Origin of the sequence: Pusillimonas caeni, assembly GCF_003545815.1 — a bacterium.
In the GTDB taxonomy this organism is placed as follows: domain Bacteria; phylum Pseudomonadota; class Gammaproteobacteria; order Burkholderiales; family Burkholderiaceae_B; genus Pusillimonas; species Pusillimonas caeni.
Genome location: NZ_PDUW01000002.1, coordinates 339,656 through 365,812 on the forward strand (window position 1 = coordinate 339,656; position 26,157 = coordinate 365,812).

Annotated in this window: 23 protein-coding genes and 2 pseudogenes; 23 read left to right on the plus strand and 2 right to left on the minus strand. The window is 62.6% G+C overall.

Annotated features, from left to right (window positions below; all coding sequences use genetic code 11):
• Positions 1-76: 76 nt before the first annotated feature.
• The 15 genes and pseudogenes from CSC67_RS21795 to CSC67_RS05350 all read left to right on the plus strand — a co-directional run.
• A pseudogene (locus CSC67_RS21795) lies at positions 77-769 on the plus strand (DUF3348 family protein); the annotation flags it as partial.
• A 135-nt stretch (positions 770-904) separates the two neighbouring features.
• Entirely contained in the window at positions 905-1,162 is a 258-nt protein-coding gene (locus CSC67_RS21800; RefSeq protein ID WP_483414394.1) for a DUF3348 family protein, read from the plus strand.
• Between the two features lie 114 nt (positions 1,163-1,276).
• Positions 1,277-4,006 carry a DUF802 domain-containing protein gene (locus CSC67_RS05290; protein ID WP_118993474.1) on the plus strand — a complete coding sequence of 910 codons (2,730 nt, stop codon included), beginning with the start codon at positions 1,277-1,279 and terminating at the stop codon, positions 4,004-4,006.
• Positions 4,003-4,650: pseudogene (locus CSC67_RS05295) on the plus strand (OmpA family protein); the annotation flags it as partial. The gene CSC67_RS05290 and the pseudogene CSC67_RS05295, both read left to right, overlap by 4 nt.
• Before the next feature lie 160 nt (positions 4,651-4,810).
• Positions 4,811-5,263: a DUF2894 domain-containing protein gene (locus CSC67_RS05300; protein ID WP_425337628.1), complete on the plus strand. Its 453-nt coding sequence runs from the start codon at positions 4,811-4,813 to the stop codon at positions 5,261-5,263.
• Positions 5,264-5,436: 173 nt separating this feature from the next.
• Entirely contained in the window at positions 5,437-6,516 is a 1,080-nt protein-coding gene (locus tag CSC67_RS05305; RefSeq protein ID WP_118993476.1) for an NAD/NADP-dependent octopine/nopaline dehydrogenase family protein, read from the plus strand.
• The gene (locus CSC67_RS05310) at positions 6,513-7,511 is read left to right on the plus strand and encodes a 3-hydroxybutyryl-CoA dehydrogenase (RefSeq protein ID WP_118993477.1); all 999 of its coding nucleotides are present in this window, start codon (positions 6,513-6,515) and stop codon (positions 7,509-7,511) included. The genes CSC67_RS05305 and CSC67_RS05310 overlap by 4 nt, the downstream gene beginning before the upstream one ends.
• 3 nt (positions 7,512-7,514) lie before the next feature.
• Positions 7,515-8,498 carry an ABC transporter substrate-binding protein gene (locus CSC67_RS05315; protein WP_118993478.1) on the plus strand — a complete coding sequence of 328 codons (984 nt, stop codon included), beginning with the start codon at positions 7,515-7,517 and terminating at the stop codon, positions 8,496-8,498.
• Between the two features lie 13 nt (positions 8,499-8,511).
• On the plus strand, positions 8,512-9,276 hold the full coding sequence (locus CSC67_RS05320) for an ABC transporter ATP-binding protein (protein WP_118993479.1): 765 nt from the start codon (positions 8,512-8,514) through the stop codon (positions 9,274-9,276).
• Positions 9,273-10,070 carry an ABC transporter permease gene (locus CSC67_RS05325; protein WP_118993480.1) on the plus strand — a complete coding sequence of 266 codons (798 nt, stop codon included), beginning with the start codon at positions 9,273-9,275 and terminating at the stop codon, positions 10,068-10,070. The genes CSC67_RS05320 and CSC67_RS05325 overlap by 4 nt, the downstream gene beginning before the upstream one ends.
• Positions 10,071-10,261: 191 nt before the next feature.
• Positions 10,262-11,071, plus strand: a complete 810-nt coding sequence (locus tag CSC67_RS05330) for an ABC transporter permease (RefSeq protein WP_245220130.1) — start codon at positions 10,262-10,264, stop codon at positions 11,069-11,071.
• Between the two features lie 56 nt (positions 11,072-11,127).
• Positions 11,128-11,616, plus strand: coding sequence for a MarR family winged helix-turn-helix transcriptional regulator (locus tag CSC67_RS05335; protein WP_118993481.1), 489 nt, complete (start codon positions 11,128-11,130; stop codon positions 11,614-11,616).
• Positions 11,617-11,738: 122 nt separating this feature from the next.
• Entirely contained in the window at positions 11,739-12,764 is a 1,026-nt protein-coding gene (locus CSC67_RS05340) for a TRAP transporter substrate-binding protein (RefSeq protein WP_167752762.1), read from the plus strand.
• A 57-nt stretch (positions 12,765-12,821) separates the two neighbouring features.
• On the plus strand, positions 12,822-13,319 hold the full coding sequence (locus CSC67_RS05345; protein WP_118993483.1) for a TRAP transporter small permease: 498 nt from the start codon (positions 12,822-12,824) through the stop codon (positions 13,317-13,319).
• Entirely contained in the window at positions 13,312-14,604 is a 1,293-nt protein-coding gene (locus tag CSC67_RS05350; protein WP_118993484.1) for a TRAP transporter large permease, read from the plus strand. The genes CSC67_RS05345 and CSC67_RS05350 overlap by 8 nt, the downstream gene beginning before the upstream one ends.
• Positions 14,605-14,634: 30 nt before the next feature.
• On the opposite strand, the gene CSC67_RS05355 is transcribed toward CSC67_RS05350, so the two are convergent.
• Positions 14,635-15,432, minus strand: a complete 798-nt coding sequence (locus CSC67_RS05355) for a helix-turn-helix domain-containing protein (RefSeq protein WP_118993485.1) — start codon at positions 15,430-15,432, stop codon at positions 14,635-14,637.
• 139 nt (positions 15,433-15,571) lie between these two features.
• Between CSC67_RS05355 and CSC67_RS05360 the strand changes: the two genes are divergently transcribed.
• The 3 genes from CSC67_RS05360 to CSC67_RS05370 are packed head-to-tail and all read left to right on the plus strand — an operon-like array spanning position 15,572 to position 18,597.
• Complete coding sequence (locus tag CSC67_RS05360) at positions 15,572-16,711, plus strand: aromatic ring-hydroxylating oxygenase subunit alpha (protein ID WP_118993486.1); 1,140 nt, start codon at positions 15,572-15,574, stop codon at positions 16,709-16,711.
• Positions 16,708-17,745 carry a 2,5-dihydroxypyridine 5,6-dioxygenase NicX family protein gene (locus CSC67_RS05365; RefSeq protein ID WP_118993487.1) on the plus strand — a complete coding sequence of 346 codons (1,038 nt, stop codon included), beginning with the start codon at positions 16,708-16,710 and terminating at the stop codon, positions 17,743-17,745. The genes CSC67_RS05360 and CSC67_RS05365 overlap by 4 nt, the downstream gene beginning before the upstream one ends.
• Before the next feature lie 12 nt (positions 17,746-17,757).
• Positions 17,758-18,597: an alpha/beta fold hydrolase gene (locus CSC67_RS05370; RefSeq protein WP_118993488.1), complete on the plus strand. Its 840-nt coding sequence runs from the start codon at positions 17,758-17,760 to the stop codon at positions 18,595-18,597.
• Positions 18,598-18,642: 45 nt separating this feature from the next.
• On the opposite strand, the gene CSC67_RS05375 is transcribed toward CSC67_RS05370, so the two are convergent.
• A complete protein-coding gene (locus CSC67_RS05375; RefSeq protein ID WP_118993489.1) occupies positions 18,643-19,632 on the minus strand; it encodes a LysR family transcriptional regulator in 990 nt (329 codons plus the stop codon).
• 135 nt (positions 19,633-19,767) lie between these two features.
• Here CSC67_RS05375 and CSC67_RS05380 point away from each other — a divergent pair, with 135 nt between their 5' ends.
• From CSC67_RS05380 to CSC67_RS05400, 5 genes are all read left to right on the plus strand, one after another.
• Positions 19,768-21,345, plus strand: a complete 1,578-nt coding sequence (locus tag CSC67_RS05380) for a gamma-glutamyltransferase family protein (protein WP_118993490.1) — start codon at positions 19,768-19,770, stop codon at positions 21,343-21,345.
• Between the two features lies 1 nt (position 21,346).
• Positions 21,347-23,065 (plus strand): amidohydrolase, encoded by a 1,719-nt coding sequence (locus CSC67_RS05385; protein WP_167752763.1) that lies wholly within the window; start codon positions 21,347-21,349, stop codon positions 23,063-23,065.
• Positions 23,062-24,210, plus strand: a complete 1,149-nt coding sequence (locus CSC67_RS05390) for a DSD1 family PLP-dependent enzyme (RefSeq protein WP_167752764.1) — start codon at positions 23,062-23,064, stop codon at positions 24,208-24,210. The genes CSC67_RS05385 and CSC67_RS05390 overlap by 4 nt, the downstream gene beginning before the upstream one ends.
• A gap of 51 nt (positions 24,211-24,261) precedes the next feature.
• Entirely contained in the window at positions 24,262-25,299 is a 1,038-nt protein-coding gene (locus CSC67_RS05395; protein WP_118993493.1) for an ABC transporter substrate-binding protein, read from the plus strand.
• A 76-nt stretch (positions 25,300-25,375) separates the two neighbouring features.
• The gene (locus tag CSC67_RS05400) at positions 25,376-26,155 is read left to right on the plus strand and encodes an ABC transporter ATP-binding protein (RefSeq protein ID WP_118993494.1); all 780 of its coding nucleotides are present in this window, start codon (positions 25,376-25,378) and stop codon (positions 26,153-26,155) included.
• Positions 26,156-26,157: the final 2 nt, after the last annotated feature.

Here is a 26,157-nt window from a genome sequence, read left to right on the forward strand (position 1 = left end):
TGCCCCGATCGCGGTTCTCGCTCTTCGTAATACTTGTCTCTCCCGTGTAAAATCATCCGTTTTCGACGCAGCCAGCATGGTTACAAAACTGCCGCGGCGTACGAGCTTTAGTGGTCCGGCGCTCGTGCGCCTGCTTTCTCGTCTGGGGCAGGTCGAGGTGACGGAGCCTCGGCAGTCGCCTGCGGTCCGGCTGGATGAATGGCTGGGGTGGACGGAGTCGATCGTGTTGTCGACGGTGCTAAATGCCGCCACGCCGGATTCGGCGGCGCGCGCGGGCGCTCATACTGGTACGGCATCGGATGCGGATTCCAATACAGCGGATCCTGCGGGTGATCGTGCCGGTAAGGGCATGGCTGGGCGCACGAGTTCGGTTTCTGTCAAGAATCTGGAGGTTCGTGCCGATACGAACGACGATGCGAGCGACGGCGTGGTCGATGACGTGGAGTTTGCCAACGCGGAGTACACGAAGGTGCGTGATTCGCTGGAGCAGGCGGTAGCGGCGGCCATGGCGCCGCCGGCGCCCGCTTCGGCTCAGCAGCGCCGGCAGTTTCGCGGCGCGCCCAAGTCGCTGGTGGATTTGGATTTTCCATCGTATCGCCGGCGCTATTCGATGCTTCAGCAGAAGATGGAAAGCAGTATTGCGGCCCTGCGAGGCCGTTTGCGCGCTTTGCTTTCTGCCAGAATGCCGGAGATGGCGCAGTTGGCGGCGGTGGATGCGGCGATGGAGCAGGCGATGGTGGAGCACGAGCTGCGTCTGCTGGCCGGCATTCCGAACTTGCTCGAGCGGCGGTTCCAGCGACTGGCCCAGGAGGGGCTGGCGAAACAGCCTGAGCTGGGCGGTATCGTGCAACAGCCGGCTTCGGCATCGGGTGCGCCTGTCCCGGAGACGTCAAGCGAAACCAGTATGGCGGGGCAAGGGGGGGCGAAGCCGCGGGACTCGCTGGAGGCGAGGGCGGCACCGCCGAGACCGGAGCAGGAGACGAAAGCGGCTCCCGCCAATACGGTGCAGGCGCGGTTGCGGCGGGCCGCTTCGAAACCCGAGCTCGAACCCGGCCCCTGGCTCGACACGTTTCGCGAGGACATGCGCAGCGTGCTGCTGGCGGAGCTGGATCTCCGTCTGCAGCCCATTGAAGGGCTGTTGTCCGCGTTGAAAGCCAAATAAAGAAGCGAAAGTGAAAATCGACCTACACTTTCAGCCAACCTATATATTCGATAGAAGTAATGCTCTTTTGGCAGGCGCCTTGAAAAGCATCACTTCCAATAGAAAAACGACCTTATGAACCGAGTTTTATATTTCCTGGTATTCGCAGTGGGCCTGGCGGTCGCTTGCTGGGTGGGAGTGGGCTATGTGGGCCTGAATACGCTGGCGCTGTCGGTCACTGCGATCATTGCGCTGGTCTACATTGCGGGGGCGCTGGAGCTGTATCGCTATCAGCAGGCCACGGGCACGCTGGAGCGGGCGCTGGCAGGGTTGTCGGAAGCGCCGGCGAGCCTTGCGGAATGGGCCTCGAACCTGGACGTGAGCCTGCGCGATGCGGTGCGGCTGCGGGTGGAGGGCGAACGGGTCGGGCTGCCCGGGCCTTCGCTGACGCCTTATCTGGTGGGGCTGCTGGTATTGCTCGGCATGCTGGGTACGTTCCTGGGCATGGTGGCGACGCTGCGCGGCACGGGGTTGGCGCTTGAAAACGCGACGGACCTGCAGGCGATCCGCGCTTCGCTGGCGGCGCCGGTGAAGGGGCTGGGGTTCGCCTTCGGCACGTCGGTGGCGGGTGTGGCGACGTCGGCGATGCTGGGTCTGTTGTCGGCCCTGTGCCGGCGCGATCGGGCGCGGGTGGTGCGGAAGCTGGACACCCACGCGGCGACGACGCTGCGTGTCTATTCACAGGCGCATCAGCGCGAGGAAGGTTTCAAGCTGATGCAGCAGCAGGCGCAGGCGCTGCCGGTGGTGGCCGATCGCCTGCAGGCATTGATGACGGCGATGGAGCAGCACAGCCAGGTGCTGACCGAGAAGCTGGTGGCGAGCCAGAGTGAACTCCAGGCCAAGAACGAGGCGAGCCAATCGGCCTTGGAGCGGCAGGGCCAAATGCTGAGCGAACGCCTGGCCGAAGGCCAGGAGGCGTTCCACGCCAAGACGGAGCTTGCGTACTCGAAGCTGCTGGCGTCGGCGGAGCAGGTGCATTCGAACCTGGCGACGTCGACCGAGGCGGTGTATGCGCGCCTGGCTTCTTCGGTGGAAGAGTCCTTGAAAAACAGCCTGGCGGCAGGCGCGCGGGCGACGGGCCTGGCGATTCAGCCGGCGGTGGAATCGACGTTTGCGAACCTGGCGCGCGAGAATGCGGCCTTGCAGGAAAGCATCCGGCGGTCGGTGCAGCAGCAGCTCGATGCGCTGTGCAGCCAGTTCGAGCAGTCCGCCGCGCGGAACGAACAGGCCATGGCCAATGTGGCGGGCCTTTGGACCGAGGCGCTGGCCGAGCATAAGCAGGTTAGCGAGTCGCTTGTAAACGAGCAGCGCCGCATCAGTGAGTCGCTGATTCAAGAGACGCAGCGCGCCAACGAAGCCATGTTGAAGACGCAGCAAGAGGCGGGCACGGCGCTGATTCAAGAGCACCGGCTTGCCGGAGAGTCTCTTGTGAAGGAGCAGAGGCTGGCGGGAGAGTCGCTGATCAATGAGCAGCGGCTTGTCGGCGAAACCCTGATCAAAGAGCACAAGCTGGCCGGCGAATCCCTCGTGAACGAACACCGTGCCGCGGGCGAGTCCTTGGTGCAAGGACAGCGGCAAGCGGCGCAATCGCTTATCAAAGAGCAGCAGCAGGCGGGCGAAGCGCTTGTTCAGGCTCAGCGGAGCGAAAACGAGTCATTCATCAAGACTCAACAGCAGGCCAACGATTCTCTTTTTCGAACCCAGCAAGAAGCCAGCGAGTCCTTCATCAAGGGACAACAGGGCGCGCGCGAATCGTTCATCAGCGAACTGCGCAGCTCGCTCGAGGCCTTTACGCAGAACTTCGAGCAACGCTCCGCCTCCATGGTCGATGCCGTCTCGGCCCGTCTGGGCGAGGTGGCCGCCGGCGTGACCGAGGGCTGGAATGCAGCCCTCTCGCGCCAGCAAAGTACAGGCGAGAAACTGGCGCAGGACAACCAGCAGGCACTCGCGTCGGCCGTCGCTGCGCTGGAGCAGCAGGCTTCGTCACTGTTGAGCACGATGGGCGACTCGAACACCGAGCTGAAAACGGCACTGGCCTCGCAAGACAGCGAACGACTGGCCGCATGGTCGGATGCTTTCGGCACACTCACCGACACGCTGCGCGAGGCGTGGCAAAAAACCTCCGACGCCACGGCGGTGCGCCAGAAGGAGATCTGCGACACGCTGGCCCGCACGGCGGACGACATCGCCAAGCAGTCGCGCGAGCACTCGGCGAGCACTATCGTGGAAATCGAGCGGCTGGTGCAGGCGGCTTCGGAAGCGCCCAGGGTGGCGGCCGAAGTAGTGGCCGAGGTGCGCGACAAGCTGTCGGACAGCATGGCTCGCGACAACGCCATGCTGGAAGAGCGCGGCCGCATGCTGGAAACCCTGTCCACGCTGCTGGACGCGGTCAACCATGCCTCCAATGAGCAGCGCACGGCGGTGGATGCTTTGCTTTCCAGTTCATCCGATCTGCTCGACCGCATCGGCACGCAGGTGGCGGACAAGGTCGAAGCCGAAGCCGGCAAGCTGGGGCAGGCGGCTACGCAGGTGGGCGACAGCGCGATTGAAATCGCCGGCCTGGGCGAGGTTTTTGGCCAGGCGGTGCAGCAGTTCAGCGAGTCGAACGCTTCGCTGGTGGAGCACCTGCAGCGCGTCGAAGAAACCCTGGACAAGTCCGTTGCGCGCAGCGACGAGCAGCTTGCCTACTATGTGGCGCAGGCCCGCGAGGTGATCGACCTGAGCATGCTGTCGCAGCGGCAGATCATTGAAGAATTGCAGCAGCTGGCCGGGTCGCGGCCCGGCAGCACCAAGGCGACGGCATGAGGGACGACGTCGACGCCAGCGTAGAGCCGAACGTGCCGATCTGGCCCGTTTTCGGCGACCTGATGTCGGTGCTGCTGGGCGCCTTCGTGCTGGTGTTGGTGGGCGTCATCGCGATGCAGCTGCAGCTTTCGAACCGGCTTGAAGAAGAGATTCAGCAGCGCCAAGAAGAAACCGAGCGCCGCCAGACGCTGGAACAGGCGCTGGCCCGGCCGCTGGCGGAAGGGCGAGTCACGTTGGTGGACGGCCGCATCGGCATCAGCGGCAGCGTGCTGTTTGCGTTGAATTCCGCCCAGCTGCAGGACGAAGGGCGCGAGGTGCTGCAGTCGCTGGTCGATCCGCTGTCGGACTATCTGCATGCCAACGACCAGGCCTTGATGGTCAGCGGCTTCACCGACGACCAGGCCATCCATGGCGACAATCGCCGCTTTGCCGACAACTGGGAGCTCTCCGCCCAGCGCGCGCTGACGGTGACGCGCGCCCTCATCGACGCGGGCATTCCCCCCTCGAAGGTGTTTGCCGCCGCTTTCGGCTCCGAGCAGCCCATCAGTTCGAATGCCGACGAGGCCGGCCGCGCCCGCAATCGGCGCGTCGAGATCTCGCCTGTTCCCCGGCCTTCGCTGACCGCCCAGGCTTCGCCCGGTGAGCAGCCGCCGGCCGGGACGGAATCGATGCATGATCGCGTCGCGGCAGAGCCACTTCCAGCAAAACCGCCGATAACTGAACTGCCTGTACAGCAGACATCGCAAAGCTTCCCAGGCAAGCAAGGCCAAGCCCTGCGAACACAGCAAGAGCAGGCAAAGCCGCATGGCTAGCGACAAGGGCTCCAGCTCGAAGGCAGCCAGTCCCCTGGCCGACCTGCTGGCCTACCTGGCCGAGCAGGCGCCGCACAAGTATGCGGGCAAGCCGCCGGGCAGTGCGCTGACCGGAGAGCTGCCCGAGGTCGACTACTTCCAGAAGACCTGGTCGCGGCTGAGCACCGGCCTTCGGCTACAGCAGTCGCAGCGGCAGGTGCCCGAGAATGCCGGCCCGCTGAACTCCAGCCATCTCATCCACCGCTCGCTGCTGCTCATGCAGGAGCGCTCGCCCGGCTACCTGCAGCATTTCCTTTTCTACGTCGACACGCTGTCGTGGATGGAGCAGTTGACCGCCGACACGACCCTGCCCGGAGCCAAGCCCTCGGCTAAGAGTCCTGCCAAGGCGTCAAGCAAAACGCCATCGCGCGGTGCAGCAAAGAAGCCTCCGCGCAAGGCGCGCTGATATAAGGGAAATCCCCACACAGTTCCCCATTGCAAGCCGCCCCCTGTTTCCTATAGTGTATGTAGGTATATGCAAGTGCATAGATAAATACAACGACGCATCGAGCGGTTGTTTGGGTTTTATCGACGCGTCGTTGCAGGGCCGATTCATAGGCCTTTCAACGGAGGCAGGGCATGGAGATTGCAGTATTGGGGGGCGGCCACGGTTGTTATGCGGCGGCGGCCGACTTGAGCGAGCAGGGCCACAGCATACGCCTATGGCGGCGCGACGCGGCGGCCCTGAAGCCGGTGCTCGATTCGTCGACCATCTACCTGAAGGACGATCACGGCGAAAGTGCGGTCATCATCGACCAGGTCACCACCGACATCGGCGAAGCGGTCAAGGGCGCGCAGCTTATCTTGATCCCTTCTCCGGCTACGGCCCAGATGGACATTGCCCGCGCGCTGGCCCCCCATCTGCAGGACGGCCAGGTGGTGTTCCTGCCGCCGGGCACCTTCGGCAGCTACATCATGAGCGAAGCCGTGCGCCGGCTGGGCTGCACGGCGGACGTCGCCTGGGCCGAAACCGGCACCTTGCCCTGGCTCGCGCGCAAGCACGGCTCCAACACGGTGGCCATCACCATGCGCGCCACGCGCCTGCCGACGGGCGTGTATCCGGCCCGCCGCGCCGACCACGCCATGCAGGTCATCGCTGAAGCCTTTCCCTGCATCGAGCCCTGCGAAGATGCGCTGTCCGGCGCGCTGATGAACGCCGGGCCCATCATCCACCCGCCGCTCATCATGATGAATGCCGCGCCGCTGCAGCATTTTCCCGAGTGGGACATCCACAACGAGGGCACGCAGCCCGCGGTGCGCGCGGTCACCACCAAGCTGGACAACGAGCGCATCGCCATCCGCGAGGCCATCGGCTACCAGGCGCCGCACTTCCCGCTCTCCGACCACTACGAAAACGACCAATGGATGTACGGCGACTCGCACAAGAAGCTGGTCGACAGTGGAGACTGGCGTGAGCACATCGACCTCTACACACACCGCTACATGGTCGAGGACACCGTCATGGGCCTGGCGCTGCTGGCCTCGGTGGCCGACTGGGCGGGCTGCGACGCACCCGTGGCCAAGGGCCTGCTGGCCATTGCGGGCGGCATCCTGGGCAAAGACCTGCGCCGGGGCGAACGCACCCTGGGCGCGCTGGGCCTGGACAAGCTCTCGGTCGAAGAAATGCGCCAGATGCTTTTGCAGGGCCAATCGGCATGACCACGCCCGCCATCGTCGCCCTGGGCGCGGGCCGCATGGGCCGCGGCATTGCGATGGCCTACGCCATGCGCGGCCACAGGGTGGCCATCGTCGATTTCAAGCAGCGCGAGCCGCAGGCCTTTGAAGCGCTGCGGCAAAGCGTCTTCCATGAGTTGCGCCTGACCCTGGATCAACTGGCCGATCTGGGTTTGTTCCCCGCCGGCGAAGTAGAAGGCCATCTTCAAAACATATCGCTGCATGCGCTGGACGAAGCTCCCGCCGTGCTGGCCGGGGCCGACATCGTCTTCGAAGGCGTGCCCGAAACGCCCGAGGCCAAGCGCGATGCGCTGACACGCTTGGGCGAACTGGCCAACCCGCAGGCGCTGATCGCCTCCACCACCTCCACCATGCTGGCCTCCGACCTGGCGCCCTTGGTCAGCAGCCCGCAGCGCTTCATGAACGCGCACTGGCTCAATCCGGCCTACATCATTCCCCTGGTCGAGGTCAGCCCGCACGAGGGCAGCGACCCGGCAGCGGTGGACCGCCTGGTGCAGAGCCTGGAAAGCATCGGCAAGGTGCCGGTGCGCTGCGCGTGCAGCCCGGGCTACATCGTGCCGCGCCTGCAGACTCTGGTCATGAACGAAGCCGCGCGCATGGTCGAAGAGGGCGTGGCCACGCCCGAGCAGCTCGACCTGGCCACGCGCCACGGCCTGGGCTTCCGCTTTGCCGCCATCGGAGTGCTGGAGTTCATCGATTACGGCGGCAACGACATCCTTTATCACGCCAACAACTATCTTGCCAAAAACCTCGACGCAAACCGCTATGCCATGCCGGACATCGTTCGCCGATACATGGATGAAGGCAAAGTGGGCTTGCGGTCGGCAAGCGGATTCCATTCGTACGAGGGGCTGGACCTTGAAGCGTACCGGCGCGATGTGCTGGCCCGAACCCTGGGCATGCTCAGGCATTTCGGCCTCGACAAAAGCGCTACTTCCAACGACGAGAAAGGAAACTAGACAATGAACAAGATCATGCAGGCGTTGTTGATATCGGTGGGCGCGGCGGCGGTCATGGCCCCGGCCCTGGCGCAGGATGTTCCCACGATCCGCGTGGGCTGGACGATTCCGGCCGAAGAGGCCAAGTACCTCATGATGAAGCGTCCCGAGCTCTTCCCCGACCTGGGCAAGAAGTACAAGATCGAGTGGTCGCAGTTCCAGGGCACGTCGCCGATGGTGCAGGCGATGCGCGCGGGCGTGCTCGACTGCTCGACCATGGCGCCGCTTTCCATGGCGCAGGGCTATATCGAAAGCGGCCTCGAAAGCTACATCGTCGCCCAGCACGTTCATGAAGAGAAAGGCTATTTCTCGCCCTACTGGGCGGTGAAGAAGGACGGCCCCATCAAAAGCGCCGAAGACCTCAAGGGCAAGGTCATCGGCACCAACGCCTACGGCTCGGGCGTTTACTTCCAGATGGTGCTGTGGCTGAAGCAGCACGGCATCGACCCCGAGAAGGACGTCAAGATCGTTGAAACAGGCTTCCCCGCCTCGGCCGACGCCATCCGTTCGGGCCGCGTCGACGCCGGCCCGCTGGTGCAGCCCTTTGCGCTGCTGGCCGAAGAAAAAGGCGACATCCGCAAGCTGTTCGCGCTGTCCGAAGTGCAGTCGCCCACGGTGCAGATCTTCGAGGGCTGCAGCAAGGCCTACGCCGACAAGAACCCCGAGGTGGTCAAGGACTATGTCAGAGACCTGCAACTGGCCATGAGCAAGCTGCTCGAAGACCGCAGCCTGGCGGTGGACGTGGCCTCCGAGGTCACGCGCGCGCCCAAGGAGCTGCTGGACAAATACCTGTTCACCGAGAAGGACTTCGCCCACGCGCCGGACATGAAGCCCAATCTGCAGTCGATCCAGGAGACCATCGACCTGCAGTATAAAGGCGGCTTCCTGGCCAAGCCTGTGGACGTATCGAAGTTCGTGCGGGAAGACATCATGGCGCCCATCAAGTAATGCAGGCAACCCAATGATCACTATCGAGCAACTGGGAAAGACGTTTCAAACCGCCCGGGGCGCCGAACATACGGCCATCCGGGACATCTCGCTGCAGGTGCCCGACGGCCAGTTCCTGTCCATCCTGGGGCCCAGCGGGTGCGGCAAGAGCACGCTGCTGTACATCGTGGGCGGCTTCGAGCAGGCCACGACGGGCAGCGTCAAGGTCGACGGCCGGGTCGTCGACGCACCGGGCCCCGACCGGGGGCCGGTGTTCCAGGAGTACGCCTTATTCCCCTGGAAAAGCGTGCTCAGCAATGTGGCCTACGGCCTGCGCGAGCAGGGCGTGCCCAAGGCGCAGGCCGAAGAGAAGGCCATGCTGTGGCTCGACAAGGTCAAGCTCAAGGACTACGCCCACTTCTATCCGCGCGAGCTCTCGGGCGGCATGCGCCAACGCGCCGCCATCGCCCGCACCCTGGCCTACGAGCCGGCCATCCTGCTCATGGACGAGCCCTTCGGCGCCTTGGACGCCCACACCCGGCTCAAGCTGCAGACGGGCCTGCTGGGACTGTGGGAGCAGTTGAAGAACACCGTGCTGTTCGTCACCCATGGCGTCGAGGAGGCCGTTTACCTCTCGGACCGCGTCGTGGTGCTCAGCGGCACCCCGGGCACGGTGCGCGAGATCGTCGACATCGACCTGCCGCGCCCCCGCGTGCGTTCCGAACTGCTGCGCAACCCACGGTATCAAGAATACGTGATCCACCTCGAAAGCCTGCTGGTGGCGGAGGCCGCGGCATGAGCCAGGCTTCGCGGTCCTTGCGCTGGTATCACAGCCCCGCGCTGGCCTTGCTGGCGGCGGTGCTGCTGGTGGGCGTGCTGTGGGCGGCGCTGTCCAGCGTGATGGACTTCAGCTCGTTTCCGGGCCCCATCGCCGCCCTGAAAGAACTGCCCACCATCGTGTTCGACCCCAACGCCGTCTGGGCCATCGCCCAATCGGTGGGGCGCATGTTCGCCGGCTACGCCTGGGCGCTGCTGTTCGCCATTCCGCTCGGCCTGGCCATGGGCCGCAGCCAGGCTGTGTACGATATTTTCTATCCCCTGGTGTCGCTGGCCTATCCCATGCCCAAGGCCGCGCTCATGCCTATATTGATGCTGTGGTTCGGCCTAGGCAGTTTCTCCAAGATACTGGTCATCGCCATGGGCGTCAGCCTGCCCGTGCTGTTCCATAGCTACCAGGGCGCCTGTCGCATCGAGAAAAAACTGGTCTGGACGGCCCAGGCCATGGGCATGGGCCCCGTCAAGCGCCTGTTCCGCATCGTGCTGCCCGCCGCGCTGCCCGAGATTCTCATCGGCTGCCGGGTGGGCGTCGTCATGGCGCTGATCGTCATGGTGTCATCCGAAATGATCGCGCGCCAAGAGGGCGTGGGCAACCTGCTCTTCACCTCCATGGACATGGCGCAGTACGCCACCGTCTATGCGGTCATCCTCATCCTGGCGGTACTGGGCTTTGTGCTGGACTGGCTGTTCGAACGCGTGCGGCGCTACCTGACGCACTGGGCTGAATCCTCCGGCAGCGGCTCTTCGCTGCATTGACGCCGGTGACATTGAAGAATCGCCGCATGAACCTGATTGGTCGCTGAAGATTATGTTATGAACGAAATGCGCAAAATATTGAACGCCAGGGGACGTCGATCCAGGCCCTGCATGCGAAATAGAGACGGCCGCGTCGACACCCAAGCATCTTTAATGCGTGGCTGGCCCGCCGCAAAGAAGCAAGGGCATTCATGAACAGGCAATCCTCCCTCGCGCGCAGCATCATGCCGGCCGGGCCTCGCGCCATGGTGCAGTGGCGCCGCCTGTCCGTCTTCAAGCGTTTGCTCTCGCCTCTTGCCGCGCTGCTGATCTGGGAGCTGGTCTGCCGCCTGGGCTGGGTCGAGCCCCAATTGCTGCCGGCCCCCACGGCCATCGTTGCGCGCCTGGTCGAACAGGCTTCGGCGGCCGAGTTCTGGCAGCACTTCGGCATCACCTTGTACCGCCTGGTCGTGGGCCTGGCGGTCGCCATCGTGCTGGGCCTGGTACTGGGCCTGGCGGCGCAGCTCTCGCGGCTTAGCGCCGCGGTGCTCGACGCCCTGGTGCGCCTGCTGGCGCCCATACCCAAGATCGCGCTGTATCCCGCTTTCATCCTGATACTGGGCTTCGAGAACACTTCCAAGATCGCCCTGATCGTGGCCGATGCCCTGTTTCCCGTGCTGATGGCCACCTGGGCCGCCGCGCGCAGCGTGGACCAGAAACTGATCTGGTCGGCGCGCGCCGCAGGCACCAGCCGGGCCGCCTGCCTGTGGAAAGTGACCCTGCCCGCCATCGTGCCCACCGTGCTGGCGGGCGTGCGGGTGGCCGGCGTCATCGCCTGCGTCGTCGTGTTCCTGGCCGAGATGATCGCCTCGACCGACGGCCTGGGCCATATGCTGACGGTCGCCGCGCGCGCCTACCGCACCCTGGACATGTTCGTGCCCCTGGTATGGATCTGTGCGCTGGGCCTGGCGCTGAACAGCCTCATCGGCTTCGTCCAGCGCAAGGTCGACCACTCGGGGTAAGGTAGCATCCGCATTAGAAAGCAAGATACGAACGAACAAAGGATACAAGGCAGGACATGGACGCGGCCAAGATCAAACCCCTAAGCAGGCGCGAGCCGGAAGCCGACGGCGCGCCGCCCTACCTGGGCCATGACACCTTCATGCCCTATGTGCTGAACCAGGCCACGGCGGCGCTCAACGCCGACTTCCAGCAGGTGCTGCGCAGCGAGGGCATGACCCTTCTGCACTGGAGGGTGCTGGCTTTTCTGACGGAAACAGACGGCCTGGGCGTCAGCGCCCTGGGCCGCTTTACCGGCGTCGACCAGGCCACCCTGTCGCGCGCCCTGACCGTGATGGAGAAGGCCGGCTACGTGGCGCGCCTGCCCAACCCCGAAGACAACCGCATGGTCGCCATCAAGATCCTGCCCGCCGGCAAGGCCCAGTTCCGCCACGTGCTGCCCCTGGCCTGGGAAATCTACGTGCGCGCCGTGCGCGGGCTGAGCATGGACGAGCAGGAAACCCTGCATTACCTCTTGAACCGCATACGCGAGAACATGACCGGCTGAAGCATCGCCCGCATGGCTCGATAAGGGTTCATCCCTAGTGTACGGATCAGGCTGGCTGTTTATAATTTTTTGAAAATGAAATGATATTTCAACTAATGAAACGAGCCATAAGGGGTCATAGAATGTTCAGAAAATTATTGTTGGCGTCATGCGCGGCATGGGCTTTGACAGGCGTCGGGGCGGCCTGTGCGGAAACCGTCCTCACCGTGTCGACCTACCTGCCCAGCAGCCATCCCTTGGTGTCCGTGGGCCTCACCAAATGGGCCAAGCAGGTCGAAGAGGCCACCAAGGGCGAGGTAAAGCTGCGCATCCTGGCCACATCTCTCGGCAAGCCCGAAGCGCATTTCGACATGGCCCGCGACGGCATTGCCGACGTCACCATGGGCATACCGGGCTACACGCCGGGCCGCTTCAAGCTGATCGAAGTGGGCGGCCTGCCCAATATGGCCGACACCGGCACGGGCCTCAGCGTGGGGTTGTGGCGCACCTTCGAGGCCAGCGCCGCCATGCAGAAGGAGTTCGACGGTGTGAAGCCCCTGGCCGTGTTCACCACTTCGCCCATGCACTTCTTCTCGACAGGCGGCGAAATCAATTCGGTGCAGGACTTCCAGGGCTTGAAGGCGCGGTCGGCCGGCGGAACCATGACCGAGGTCGAGCGCCTGCTGGGCATGACGCCCTTGCTGCAGCCGGTGGGCAAATCCTATGAACTGCTTTCGGGCGGTGTGGCCGATGCCGTCATCAACCCGCTTGAAACCGTCAAAAGCCTGAAGTTCGACAAGCTGATCGAGAATGCGCTGGTGGTGCCGGGCGGCCTCACCGCGGCGACCATATTCGTGGTCATGAACGAACAGCGCTTTGCCGCGCTGAGCGCGGAGAACCAGCAGGCGCTGGTCAAGGCCTCCGGCGAGAATATCGCCCGCATCATGGGCGAGATCTGGGATACCCGCGACAGCGACGGCCTGAAGTCACTGGAAGAGGCGGGCGCCAAAGTGAAGACGGCCGACGCCGCTCTGCGAGAGCAGATATTCGCCGCCACTCAGCCGGTGGTGGACAGCTGGATCAAAGTCGCCCAGGACGAGCGGGGCGCCGACGGCAAGGCCATTCTGGAATCCATGCGCGCCAATATTGCCGCGGTGGAAGGCAAGTAGACAACGGAGCCGCGGCGCGCGCCCGTTCCGGGCGCGCAATGCGCCGTGCGGCAAATCATGAACAATCGAACAGAAACCGGCTTGCCGCACGTCCTGACGTCCGGCGCCATCCGAGCGCTGGCCTTCATCGCCGGCGCCGTGCTCTTCCTGCTGATGCTGGCGACGTTTGCCGACGTGGTGGGCCGCTACTTCTTCAACCATCCCCTGCTGGGTACCTACGAGCTGACCCAGCTTGCGCTGGCGCTGATTATTTTCTCGGCCTTGCCCTGGGTGACATGGAAAAGCGAGCATGTCGAAATCGACTTCGTCTACACGCGCCTTTCGCCCCGGGGGAAAAAGGTGAACCGCATCTGCGTGGACTTGCTGGTCATCGGCATTTTCGTCCTGGTGGGCTATGCCGTCATCCTGCAGGGCATCAAGGCGCAGGCCAGCGGCCTGGTCACCGAGGACCTGGGCATAGAATTGTACGGAGCGATTTTCTACATGGCCTTGTGCTGTCTCATGAGCGGCCTGATGGTGGTGCAAAAACTGATAAAGGACGCCACCCATGATTGAAGCGCTCATCGCATTTGCAGTGCTGCTGGGCCTGATCATGCTGCGCGTGCCGGTCGGCCTGGGCATGATCGCGGTGGGCTTCGCCGGCTTCGGCCTGATGGTGGGCTGGCCGCAGGCCATGGCCATGGTGGGGCAGGTAACCTACGACACCGGCCTCAGCTACGAGCTCGTCATATTGCCCCTGTTCATTCTCATGGGCAATTTCATCGCCAAATCGGGCTATGCCGACGGCCTCTACTCGGCGTCGTACGCCTTCCTGGGGCACCACCGCGGAGGCCTGGCCATGGCGACGGTGGTCGCCTGCGGCGGGTTCAGCGCCATCTGCGGGTCCAGCTTCGCCACCGCCGCCACCATGGCAAAGGTGGCCATGCCTTCGATGCGCAAGTACGGCTATGCCGACTCCCTGGCCATGGGCTCTATTGCAGGCGGCGGCACGCTGGGCATCATGATTCCTCCCAGCGTCATCATGGTGATATTCGGCCTGATCACCGAAACCAATATCGGCGAAATCTTCATCGCCGGCGTGTTGCCGGGACTGCTGGGGGTGCTGGGCTACATGGCGGCGGTCTATCTGACCGTGAAGATCAGGCCGGATTACGGCCCGCGCGGCGAGCGCACGCCGTGGCGGGGTCGCCTGCAGGCCCTGAAGCAGGTATGGGGCATCGTCGCCATCTTCCTGCTGGTGATAGGCGGCATCTACGGCGGCGTGTTCACCACGGTGGAGGCTGCGGGCATAGGCGCGACGGGCGCTTTCGTGCTGGCCTTGTCCAGCCGCAGGCTAAGCTGGAGAACACTGTACGACATTCTGCGGGAAAGCGCCCAGACGACGGCCATGCTGTTCGTGGTGGTCATCGGCGCCATGATCTTCTCCAACGTCATCAACCTGACAGGCGTCACCATGGAGCTGACGGCATGGGTGCAGGATGCTGGCCTGAGCCCCTGGATGGTCATCCTGTTCATCATAGTCTGCTATCTGGCGCTGGGCTGTCTGCTGGAAAGCATCTCCATGATCCTGCTGACCGTGCCGACTTTCTTTCCGCTGGTCACGGCGCTGGGCTTCGACCCTGTCTGGTTCGCCGTCGTGGTGGTGCTGGTGACGGAGATCGGCCTGATAACGCCCCCGGTGGGCCTGAACATCTTCGTGTTGAAAGGTGTTCAGCCCGACGTTTCCACCGGCACGATCTTCAGGGGCGTCATGCCTTTCCTGACCATGGACTTCATACGCCTGGCCGTCATCGTGATGGTGCCGGCAGTGTCCCTGTTCCTGCCGGGACTGATGCGGTAGAGGGGCGAGGTGGAGGATGCCGTGTCTTGTTCATTCGATGCTGGTGCGCACCCGGGCTTCCAGCAGTATGGGCTTCAGGGCCGTCGAAATCGACCTCAGCTCGTCCAGGTACTTGTCCGCCGCGGTGGAGAGGTCCACCGCGTGGCGAACCATCATCAGGTTCACCGCGCCCAGCACTTTGCTGCCGTTGAGCACCGGCACGGCCATGGCCCAGAAGTTGCCGCCGCATTCGCGCTGGCTGTACGCGTCGTCCATCACTGCAAAGCCCTTGGACCGGACGTCGGCAAGCAGGGCGGCGATGTCCTGGTGGTTCATGTCGGGCTCATATCCCAGGCTGGACACTTCGCCGAGGCGCTGCAAGATGTCGTTCTTTTCCGCTTCGTCGCAGTGCGCCAGGTATGCCCGGCCCAGCGACGTCTGCAGCATGGGGGCGCGAAAACCCGGCTTGCGCGCGAAAAACATGGGGGCGCGATGACGGCTGCCCTGAACGACCAGCATGGCGTCCTGATCGCGAAGCCCGATGTCCAGGGGCCATCCCAGCTTGGACTGGGCTTCGGTCAGCAGCGGCTCGGCCAGCGCGGCTACGCGGCGGTGCAGGTCATAGCCTTGAGACAGCAGCAGCGTTTTGCCCGTGGTCACGTACAGGCCGTCCGCATCCTTGGCGATATAGCCTTCCGCGATCAGGGTTTCCAGCATGCGCACCACCGTGGGCTTGTTGATGCCGGTGGCGCCGTGAATGGCGCCCACCGATGCCTCGCCCAGCTGGTTGACCGCTTTCAATACTTCAACACCGCGCACCAGCGCGATGACCGAGTTATAGGACGGCATGCAACGATTCCATTTGTAGGCTTTGACTGACAGTAAAGGCTTGGCTGAGCGAGCGCAAACAACGACGCTGACAGCCTTGTCTATTTTTTGAAATTATATTTCATTGAATGAAATATTGTAATGATGAAAGGAGAAAACCATGGCCGATATCGACTTCGGTGATTTTGACGCCGTATTGAAAGACCTGGAAGAGTCGCGTCATGCCCCGGGCTTCATTTACTGCGATCCCCAGGTGTTCAAGCGGGAAAAAGAGCGCATCTTCATGAAGGACTGGCTGTACGTGGGCCGCGAAGAAGAGGTGTCCGACCCGGGCGACTTCATGACACTGCGCCTGGTGGGCGAACCCGTGGTGCTGGTGCGCGACAGGGAGGGCACCCTGCGCGCCTTCATCAACATGTGCCTGCATCGCGGAGTTGAAGTGGCCGAGGAGGCCTGCGGCAATGCGCGCGCCTTCCGCTGTCCCTACCATGGCTGGACCTACGACCTTTCCGGCAAGCTGACGGGCGCACAAAGCATGAAGGACCTGCCGGGGTTCGACATGCCCAATCAAAGCCTGCGGCCGGTGAAACTGGAAACCTGGCATGGCAACATCTTCATCTGTTTCGACGCCGACCCGCCGCCCTTCAAGGCGTTCATCCAGGACCTGGAAGAAAACTTTTCCTTCCTGCGCATGGACAAGTGCCGCATGGGCTTCAAGCTGAAGATACCGTTCGAGTGCAACTGGAAGTTCGCCTTCGAGAACCTGATGGACTTCTATCATGTGCCCGTGCTGCACGTGAAGTCGTTCGGCTCGCGCGTGCGCTGGGGCAACGACGGCGTGGAGCTGAACAAGCTGGGCGGTTGCACTATCAATTACACCACTTCGCCTTCCACCCCCGGCGGCCAGCCGCTGCTGGGAAAAATGCCCTGGCTCGAGCATGAAGACGTCACCCTGGGCCGGGCGGGCTATCTGCAGCCCAGCCTGTCCATGTTCGCGCGCATCGACTACGCCGGACCCATGGTGATCTGGCCGATAGACGAGACCCACTGCGAGGTATGGATCTACCGCCTGTTTCCGGAAGAAGTCTTCCAGCGCCCCGACATCGAAGAGAAGCTGAAGGTCTACCACGACTTCCAGATAACGGTGCTGGAGGAAGACCGCACGATGATAGAGTCCATGCAGCGCGCGATGAAGTCCAGAAGCTATGTGCCGGGCCGCATGGCGCCGCTGGAAAAAACGGTGCACCACTACCTGAACAGCTATATCCGCCGCGTGTTCGGGCCGGAGGAGGAATCGTGAGCGGCTACGACGACAGCTACTGGACCGAGAAAGGCGTCCGTGCGCTGGTCGAGGACTTCATGGCGGTTACCCCGGCGGACCAAGTGCTGATCACCGCCGACACCTGCAGCGACGCCGCGCTGGTGAGCTCGGCGCTGGACTGCGTGCGGCGCATCGGCGCCAAAGGCATGGTGGCCACGCTGGCCCAGGTGCCCTACCAGGGCGCGCTGGCCGACCCGTATTTGCCCGGCCTGCTGGAAGGGGCGGTCCGGCAATGCACGGTGTGGCTCGACTTCACCTTTCCCTACCTGGCTGGCTGCCATATACACGACGAAGCCATGAAGGCGGGCAACTGCCGCTACCTGCTCGGCGGCGACATGTCCGCACAGGGCGTGGCGCGCCTGTTCGGCCGGGTCGACCTGGACGACTACTTTGCCGCCTCCGCCGCCTTTGACCAGTTGATCTCTCAGTCGGTGAACAAGCGCGTGCACATCACAGACCCATACGGCACCGACGTTTCCTTCGACCTGGCCGAACCCGGCCTGGCCAAGCCGCGCCGGGCCGCCAAGCCGGGCGTCTACGTGGCGCCCGGCACCTGCGCCTTTTTTCCCAAGCTGGAATCGGTGCGGGGCCGTATCGTGCTGAAAGCCGTCTTCCACGAGTACTACACCAAGTTGGACGACGCCCTGGCCATTGAAGTGGACGGCCGCATCCAAAGCGTCGCCGGCGCGCCCAAGGATCGCATCACCCTGGACCGGGCATTGCGCCGAGCCGGCGGCGGCCAATACGGCTACGTCATCCACTTCACCTACGGCCTGAGCCCCGCGGCCCGCCTGACCGGCGGGTCCTTCATCGAGGACGCCCGCGAACTGGGCAACAACGCCGTCGGCATGGGCATGCCGTGGTGGGAGCCGGGCGGAGGCGAGAACCATCCCGACGGCGTGCTCAGGCGGCAGTCCATCTGGATAGAGAGCGAGCAGATCGTGGACGACGGCGCCATCGTCGGCCCCCCGGCATTGCGCCAAGCCGCCGCGCGCCTGCTTCCTCTGGTCTGAAAGGAGTACGACATGGAACAACAACTGCGCGTCGGCTTCGTCGACGCCGGCGGCGTCAATACCCGCTACCTGCATGCCGGATCCGGCCCCGTGCTGGTGCTGCTGCACGGCGTAGGCATGTCCGCGGACATCTGGTTCAAGAATATCCCGCATCTGGCCCGCAGCCACAGGGTGATCGCGCTGGACATGCTGAACCATGGTTTTACCGACCTGGCGCCGTACGAAGGTTGTGCGCCCCAGCAGAAGATCACGGAGCACATACTGGCCTGCCTCGACGCCCTGGGCATAGACAAGTTCAGCGTGGCGGGCAGTTCCTTCGGCGGACAGTTGGCGGCGCTGGTCTATTTCGCCGTCCCCGCTCGTATCGAGAACCTGGTCATCATCGGCAGCGGCACGTCGTTCAACCCGGAGGCGGAATTCGCCGCGTCGCTGGCGCGCGTGCTGCAGACCGCCCTGCAAGCCTACGACGACCCTACCTGGGAATCGTGCCGCAAGCGCATGGAAAGCGTGGTCTACACGCCGTCCAGCGTCCCCGATGAACTGCTGCTGAGCCAGCTGACGTCATACGCCCGGCCCGGCATGGCCGAGGCGTACAAGGCCACCCTGGCCGGCATGATGGATCTCGACCTGGTGCGCCCTTTCAGGCTGCTGGAACGCGTGGAGCAGTTGAGGGCGCGAACCCTCATAGTATGGGGGCGGCAGGATATACGCGGAGCGGTGGAGCGCGCCCTGGCCGCCTCGCGGGTCATTCCCGACTGCGCCATCGAAGTATTCGAAGAGTGCGGCCACTTTCCGCATCTGGAGCATCCGCAGCGCTTCAATCAGATCGTGGCGGACTTCCTTAACGGTTGAGCGGGATTCGGGGCGCCGCGCAGTGTGCGGGCTATGCAGCGGGTTTCATACATTGGCGGCGGCACGTTTGCCGATCGCTTTTTTGGGCGCCGGGGTTGTATTGGCGGACTGTGCTTCCGCCTGCGCATACAGCCTGGCTTCGCCGTGGATGAAGGCGATCAGGTCGCTGGTACGGGTGGAGCGCGTGTAGTTTCTTCTGGAGAACAGCTGGTACTCCTCGAACAGATCCATTTCTTCGATCTTCAGTACGGCAAGCTCTCTGCCGTACAGATCTTCCGAGTTTTCGATGGACGGGACGATGCCCACGAAGTCGGTGTTCTTGATGAATGACAGCAGGGCAAATAGAGAATCGACGCGAATGTACGGCATGGGTTTGCCGCGGCTGCGATCAAGGAACAGGGATTGAATCCTTTCCTTGGCATAAGACGAGTTCGAACTGACGACCCATTGAGCCTGCGAGAACGCTTCGAGAGTGGTGGCATGTTCCAGGGGATGTCCCTTTCTGACGAGGATGTTGACCTTCAGCCTCATCAGACGGGTCGCTCGTATGGAGTCTGGAATACTGTCCGTGGGGCGCGGCCCCACGACGAAATCCAACGAGCCGTCGCACAGCCGCGGCAACAGAAAGCGCGGCATGCCGCCCACCAGGTCAAGCCCGACGTCGGGATGGCGGGCGCGAAAACGCGCCACCGCCTTGGGAATAATGAGAATCGAAGGGATGGCGGAGGCCCCGATCCGCACGTGCCCCGCCTTGGACCCGCATAGGGCTTGTATATCACTGGTGGTGCGAACGATTTCGTTGTCGATGAGACGTGCGCGCGACAAAAACAGTTCGCCCGCCGTGGTCAATGTGGCGCCTCGGGGATTCCGATTGATCAAGGGAGCACCCAAGGCGCTTTCCAAGCAGCGAAGGGACTTGGAGATCGCGGGTTGGGACAGGCCCAGATGCTGTGCGGCGGCACGCAAGCTTCCGTGTTCGGAAATAGCCAGGAAGTGCTGAATCTGGTGAAAATTGAGCGATAACTTCTGGTTCATTCAATTACCTCTTCTGGCCTTGTTGTCACGCAAAGCGATGGATAGACTCAAATAAAAATCACGAAGTAAAACCCACGGTTATCGAGAGGATGGTACTGCGATAGCGGCCGGGCGCCAATAAGTCTGGAGACAGGTATGAGCAGTCGCGTTGCACGCAAATCCGTGCAGGCGGTTTCAGGTGAGGATTATGTCGTCGTGTCGGGGCACCGGACGGCGACGGATGCGGCCCTGGAAATCATGCGCAATCGCGGCAACATCGTCGACGCGGCGATTGCCGGCGCCGCTGTATTATGTGCCGCCTTGCCTCATGCCTGCGGGCTGGGGGGAGACTGCTTTGCCTTGCTTCATTATGAAGGCAAGACGCAGGCCTTGAACGGAAGTGGCCGCTCGCCAGGACGGCTGCCTCGGGATGTGTCGCCGGATCAGCTTTCAAGCGGGCCGTTGAGTTGTTCTGTTCCGGGCATGCTTGGGGGGTGGGAGGCCTTGCATCGCCGGCACGGCGCGCTGCCATGGGGCGAGCTGTTTCACTTTGCCATTGACCTGGCCCGCCATGGCGTAGCTGTTTCCGACGATCTTGCGAAAGCGCTCGAGGCCCATCGCGAAGCGCTGAGGACGGACCCGGGTTGCCGCCGCATCTTCCTGGCTCCGGAGAACGATTCCGGTTCGTCACGCTTATTAAGGCAGCCAGGGCTGGCCGGTTCGCTGGAAGCTGTGGCCCGGCGCGGCGCCAAGGCGTTTTACACCGATGAAATCGGCCGGCGTCTGTGCCAGGCGCTGGCCGGGCGCGGCGGCGTGCTGGAAATGGATGATCTTGCCGCCTATCAACCTATCTGGACGGAGCCATTACGCTATCGCTACCGGGGCCTGGACATTTGTGTGCCGCCGCCGAATTCTTACGCAATGCTGCTTTTGCTGCAATTGGCGGCATTGTCGTCCGTGCCGCTCGATGCATACGCATATGGCTCCCCCGAGCGTTTGGCGTTCCTGATGAAAGCGGCGCAGCTTGCCATCGCCGAAGGCGCACCTCTGCTGGCCGACCCACAACGCGTTGAAGCCGTCCATTCCGAGTTGCCGCCGCCGGCGTTGGTCGGAAGGCTCGAGCGTGCCCTGATCGCTCCCGAAGAGCCTGGTCGCCGCCAGGATCTTCCTCCTTCCCATGGAACCGCGTTGATCTCAGTTGCAGACCGCCGGGGTAACGGGATCACCATCATTCAAAGCATTTTCACGCCCTTTGGAAGCCATGTCGGCGACGATCAGACCGGAGTCGTCCTGAACAACCGGCTGTTGGGCTTTTCGACGGATCCCGCCGCGGCGAATGCCGCGGCTCCGGCCCGGAGGCCCGCGCACACACTGAGTCCGGCTCTCGTCTTGGAGGGCGGTCGCCTTCGGTACTTGTTGAGTACGCCGGGCGGTAGCGGGCAAACCATCACTCTTGCGCAGGTGTTGACAGGCATGGTGGATTATGGACAGCCTCTGGAAGATTCCATCGGCAGTCCGAGGTGGTCGCTCGATCTGCAAGGGAATCTTCTCGCAGAGCCGGAGATAACCAGCGGAATTGTCGATGCGATCAGGGCTTCGGGCCTGCCCGTTCACACGGCGGAGTCCAGGCACAGATTCTTTTTCGGCTCGGCCGAGTGCATACATGTAGGAGAAGAAATGGAACTGAAAGCGGTTGCCGACTATCGGCGCGATGCTTGGGCGGGAGGGTATTGAAATGACGGGAATGATGATGCCCGAGAATGAATTGCGCGTGTATCGCAATGGCCGGATACTTACAGTGGATTCCCGTTTTTCTATATGCTCCGCTTTGGCGACGATGGGAAGCAGGATAGTGGCCACCGGCTCCGATGAAGAGCTCGGCGATCTGGCCCGTAAGGCATCGCAGGTGGTGGATCTGGCGGGTCGGACGGTGGTGCCGGGTCTTATAGATACGCACGCGCATATGGATCGCGAAGGCCTGAAGGACGTATACCCGAGCCTGGAAGGCGCGCGCTCCATAGACGACATTCTTGTGCGTATCGAAGGGCTCGTAAAGAACGCCAAACCCGGCGAATGGATCGTCACGATGCCTGTGGGCGACCCTCCTTCATATTGGGATCCGGTGTCGGGGCTGAGCGAGGGCCGTTGGCCAACGCGCCGCGACCTGGATCGCGTGTCGCCGAACAATCCGGTTTACATCAGGCCGATCTGGGGTTTCTGGAGACATAGTCTGCCCCTGGTGTCGATAGCCAATACCATGGCTCTCGAATGCTGCGGCATAGACCGTAACACGCCATCTCCGGCCCCCTCGGTGATTATCGAGAAAGAGGGGGGCGAGCCGACAGGGGTGTTCATGGAAGACACCTACATGAGTATTGTGGAGATGACCCTCATGGGCGAAGCTGGCCGCTTCACGCACGGGCAGCGAGTCCAGGCGATCGAGCGCGCCGCCGGCATCTACAACTCGTTCGGTACGACCAGCATTTTCGAGGAACATGGCGCGGCGAGCGAACTGATTGCCGCATATGGACGGCTGCGCGAGCAGAATCGCCTCACAGTCAGGGCGAATCTGCTTTTCAGCCCATCGTGGGGCACGCTTGCGGGCGCGCCCGAGGAACGCCTGTTGGGAACTTGGGGCGGCTGGCTCCGCGGGCGCGGGCTCGGCGATGAGTACCTGCGGGTGGCGGGCTTATATGCTTTGCTCGAGCAGGACGGCGACGGCCCCAGGTCGCCTCTGGAGAACAGCTTGAGGGCTTCTGCAAGCCCTTATACTGGATGGGCGGGCTTTTACTTCGATGCCGGTCTTCCCCGAGACCGCCTGAAGTCTGTACTGATCGAGGCGGCCCGCAACAATATCCGGTGCGCAGCCCTGACCCCCGACATGCTGGACTTGTACGAAGAGGTCGACCGGGTTGTGTCCATCCGCGATCAACGATGGATCATCGGCCACCTCAGCGTGCTGAACAAAGATCAGATAGGGCGCATGCGCGATCTGGGCTTGGTCGTGACAACACATACCAACCGCTATATCTGGCGGACCGGGAAGAAGATGCTTGATCTGGTCGGGCAGGGTAACGAGGCGACGATTTCTCCGCTGGCCAGCCTGCGAGACGCGGGCGTGCCTTTCTGTCTGGCCACTGACAATGTGCCGGCATCGTTGTTCTATCCCATATGGCAAAGCGTTGCCCGCATAGAGCGTACTGAAGGCCGGGTGATCGCGCCCGAAGAAAAAATCACGCGCGAAGATGCGTTGCGCGCCGCGACCATCAACGGGGCATACCTGACGTTCGAGGAAAATGAAAAAGGATCTTTAGAGCCCGGAAAACTGGCGGACTTCGCATGCCTGGACAGAGATTTCCTGAACACGCCGGAGGACGAGATCAAGGATATCGCGGCCGAATTCGTCGTTGTGGGAGGAAAGACGGTTTACCAGCGCAACAAGGAGGCTGCATGAAGACGAAGTCCTGGACGCCGATCAACGCCGATCTTATCGGGCTGGACGGCGGGGCCGCCAAGTTGACGACGCCGGCGCTGCTTCTGGATCTGGAGGCAATGCGCGCGAACATGCGATACCTGGCTTCCGAGTGCACGCGTCATGGCATGAAGCTGAGGCCTCATGCCAAAACCCATAAATGCGCCGAGATCGCCATGGAGCAAATTGATTCGGGTGCGGCGGGCGTATGTTGCGCCACGCCCCACGAGGTCATTGCGCTGGCATCGGCCGGCGTACCGGCGATCCATCTGACAACGCCGGTGTTTCAGCCCAGGCACTTTGAGCGGCTTGCGGCGTTGCATGGCCAGGGACTGGAATTGATGGTGGTCGTCGATCATCCGGATCAGATTGCCTCCTGGGAAAACGCGCTGGGCGATGCCGGGCGCCCGCTGCCGGTCCTGGTCGATATCGATATCGGGATGGGCCGCACTGGCGTCGTCAGCGCGGAAGCGGCCATTGAGCTTGCACGCAGGCTCGCTTCCCACCGAAGCCTGCGTTATGCCGGGGCGCAAGGCTACTCCGGCATGGTCCAGCACATTAATGACTACGCCGAACGCAGGGCTGTTTACGGCCGCCAGCTCGATCATCTACAGCATGTGCTGGACGCATTGCGGCAAGCGGGCCTGCCGCCCGAGATCGTCAGCGGAGGCGGCACCGGAACGTTCGGCATCGACGTCGAACGAAAAGTCTTTACCGAATCGCAGGCCGGTTCCTATATCTTCATGGATGTGGAGTATCACGAGGTCCAGTTGTTCGCCGACCGCAGCAACCCGTACAAGACTTCGCTTTTTTTGCGGACCAGTGTCGTCAATGACAAGGTGCCCGGACAGCTGACGATCAATGCGGGTTTCAAAAGCTTTGCCACCGACGGTCCGCTTGCGGTCGTCCACGAGCAATTTGGCGGGCGGCGATATGAACTGTATGGAGACGAGTTCGGCCGCATTGTGCTGGATTCTGCGCAAGCCCAGGCCGGGCTGGTCGGAAGCTGCGTCGATCTGGTTACGCCCCACTGCGATCCCACGATCAACCTGCATGATTGCTATCACGTCATCGAGGGCGATCGGGTCATCGACATCTGGCCCATTGTTGCACGAGGGGTCTTGTAGCGGTTAATCGAGGCGGCCCAAGCCGCGAAACATAAAATTCAGGAGGAAGACATGTTCAGTGGTATCCATTCAAGATTTTGTTTAGCGGCGGCCGGCGCCATGATGGCTATGGCCTCATTGCTGCCGCTGCCGGCCCAAGGCCAGCTCAAGCCCCTGCCGGAGAAGGTCAAGGTGAATATGACCCATGTGCCTTCGGTGGGATATGCGGGCCTGTACGTTGCGATTGAAAAAGGCTACTTCGCACAGCGCGGGCTGGATGTCGAGCTTCACATTGTCCGGGGCGGAGACACCACCTACCAGGTGGCCGGGCAGACCATCGAGTTCTCCGGCGGCTCGGCCGACTCGGCGTTCTTCAACAGCCTTCAGCGCGGCATGCCTTTGGTCCTGATCAGCTCATTGGCGCTCAATAGCCCTGGGGCGTCGTCCAACCCGATCGTGGTGCGCAAAGATCTGTACGATTCCGCAAGCATCACCACCCTCGCGCAACTGAAGGGACGGCGGGTGGCCAATCTGGCGCCCGGAGGCATTGCCGAGTACCTGCTCAGCCTTGCCCTGGAGCAGGCGGATCTGTCGGTATCGGATCTGGACCTCGTGACGCCCATGGGGTTCTCCCAGATGGCGGAAGCATTCCGTACCAAGGCTATCGAGGCTTCTTTGCTTGCGGAGCCGTTTGCGACATTGTCGGAGCAGCGTGGCGATATCGTCCGGCTCTCGGAGCGTCACGATTCCAACGAGCAGATGCTGGTTATCAAGACCACGAAGGATTACGCCGAGGAGCATCCGGATGTGGTCAAGAATTTTCTGGCCGGCTTTCTGATGGGGGCCCGCGACCTGCAAGAGAACGGCTTCGATTCCTCCGAAAATATCGCCATCATCGAAAAATACACCAAGCTCAAGCCAGAGGTGCTCAAGGCTGCCGTGCTGCCGGTCATTCCGCCAGACGGCGAGCTGAACGTCGATAGCCTGATGAAGCAGCAAAAATATTACATGTCGCGCGGATACGTGAAAGCCAAGGACGAGATCCCCCCTGACACATTCATCGACACGAGCTACTTGCAGGAGGCAAGAAGCGCACTCGGAGCAAAATGAAAGTGAAAATCCAAGAGACTCGGTACGTCCGCAGGCCTGAAAGAGGACACATCACGCGCGACATAGGCGAGACCGCATGAAGATCACCATCAAAAATCTGGACAAGGCCTTTATGACCCCGCAGGGCGGGCGGATCGATGTCCTGAAGCACATCGATCTCGATGTCGCCGATGGCGAGTTTCTATGTATCGTGGGGCCCAGCGGCTGTGGAAAGAGCACCTTGCTGCGCATTATGGCCGATCTTGAAACCTATACATCCGGCCACATTGAAATCCATCATACCGATTCGGCGCGCGCCTTGACGTCGATGGTGTTCCAGGAGCACGCCCTGTTTCCATGGATGACGGTACTGGAAAACGCGGGTTTCGGGCTGGAGATGGCGGGTCTGCCATGCGCCCAACGCAACGAGCTGGTGCGCTCCTTCCTGCACAAGGTGGGCCTTGCCGATTTTGAGGACTATTACCCGGCCCAGCTGTCTGGAGGCATGCGCCAGCGCGTGAGCCTAGTTCGCGCATTCGTCAACAATCCCGAGGTGCTGCTGATGGACGAGCCGTTCGCGGCCCTGGATGCACAGAACAAGATCATGCTGCAGCGCGAGCTCGTGCAAATATGGGAGGCCAACCGCAAGAGCGTAGTCTATATAACGCACAGCATAGACGAGGCTCTGTTTCTTGGTGATCGCATCGCCGTAATGGGCAGCGCACCCGGGCGCATCGTGGAAATCATCGATGTGCCCTTCCCCCGGCCTCGCGATATATTCGGCGTTCAGTCCGAACCTCGGCACGGCGAGCTGGCGCATCACATCTGGGGAATGCTCGAAGCAGATATTCGCAACGCGCATCAAGCAAGAGGCTAAAC

Excerpts from the sequence above, each read along its gene's own strand:
- CSC67_RS21800 (WP_483414394.1), top strand. The coding sequence starts at position 905 with ATGGCGGGGCAAGGGGGGGCGAAGCCGCGGGACTCGCTGGAGGCGAGG.
- CSC67_RS05300 (WP_425337628.1), top strand. The coding sequence starts at position 4,811 with ATGGCTAGCGACAAGGGCTCCAGCTCGAAGGCAGCCAGTCCCCTGGCC.
- CSC67_RS05325 (WP_118993480.1), top strand. The coding sequence starts at position 9,273 with ATGAGCCAGGCTTCGCGGTCCTTGCGCTGGTATCACAGCCCCGCGCTG.
- CSC67_RS05355 (WP_118993485.1), bottom strand. The coding sequence starts at position 15,432 with ATGCCGTCCTATAACTCGGTCATCGCGCTGGTGCGCGGTGTTGAAGTA.
- CSC67_RS05350 (WP_118993484.1), top strand. The coding sequence starts at position 13,312 with ATGATTGAAGCGCTCATCGCATTTGCAGTGCTGCTGGGCCTGATCATG.
- CSC67_RS05290 (WP_118993474.1), top strand. The coding sequence starts at position 1,277 with ATGAACCGAGTTTTATATTTCCTGGTATTCGCAGTGGGCCTGGCGGTC.
- CSC67_RS05380 (WP_118993490.1), top strand. The coding sequence starts at position 19,768 with ATGAGCAGTCGCGTTGCACGCAAATCCGTGCAGGCGGTTTCAGGTGAG.
- CSC67_RS05330 (WP_245220130.1), top strand. The coding sequence starts at position 10,262 with ATGAACAGGCAATCCTCCCTCGCGCGCAGCATCATGCCGGCCGGGCCT.
- CSC67_RS05370 (WP_118993488.1), top strand. The coding sequence starts at position 17,758 with ATGGAACAACAACTGCGCGTCGGCTTCGTCGACGCCGGCGGCGTCAAT.
- CSC67_RS05310 (WP_118993477.1), top strand. The coding sequence starts at position 6,513 with ATGACCACGCCCGCCATCGTCGCCCTGGGCGCGGGCCGCATGGGCCGC.
- CSC67_RS05315 (WP_118993478.1), top strand. The coding sequence starts at position 7,515 with ATGAACAAGATCATGCAGGCGTTGTTGATATCGGTGGGCGCGGCGGCG.
- CSC67_RS05395 (WP_118993493.1), top strand. The coding sequence starts at position 24,262 with ATGTTCAGTGGTATCCATTCAAGATTTTGTTTAGCGGCGGCCGGCGCC.
- CSC67_RS05390 (WP_167752764.1), top strand. The coding sequence starts at position 23,062 with ATGAAGACGAAGTCCTGGACGCCGATCAACGCCGATCTTATCGGGCTG.
- CSC67_RS05385 (WP_167752763.1), top strand. The coding sequence starts at position 21,347 with ATGACGGGAATGATGATGCCCGAGAATGAATTGCGCGTGTATCGCAAT.
- CSC67_RS05320 (WP_118993479.1), top strand. The coding sequence starts at position 8,512 with ATGATCACTATCGAGCAACTGGGAAAGACGTTTCAAACCGCCCGGGGC.
- CSC67_RS05345 (WP_118993483.1), top strand. The coding sequence starts at position 12,822 with ATGAACAATCGAACAGAAACCGGCTTGCCGCACGTCCTGACGTCCGGC.
- CSC67_RS05375 (WP_118993489.1), bottom strand. The coding sequence starts at position 19,632 with ATGAACCAGAAGTTATCGCTCAATTTTCACCAGATTCAGCACTTCCTG.
- CSC67_RS05335 (WP_118993481.1), top strand. The coding sequence starts at position 11,128 with ATGGACGCGGCCAAGATCAAACCCCTAAGCAGGCGCGAGCCGGAAGCC.
- CSC67_RS05340 (WP_167752762.1), top strand. The coding sequence starts at position 11,739 with ATGTTCAGAAAATTATTGTTGGCGTCATGCGCGGCATGGGCTTTGACA.
- CSC67_RS05400 (WP_118993494.1), top strand. The coding sequence starts at position 25,376 with ATGAAGATCACCATCAAAAATCTGGACAAGGCCTTTATGACCCCGCAG.
- CSC67_RS05360 (WP_118993486.1), top strand. The coding sequence starts at position 15,572 with ATGGCCGATATCGACTTCGGTGATTTTGACGCCGTATTGAAAGACCTG.
- CSC67_RS05305 (WP_118993476.1), top strand. The coding sequence starts at position 5,437 with ATGGAGATTGCAGTATTGGGGGGCGGCCACGGTTGTTATGCGGCGGCG.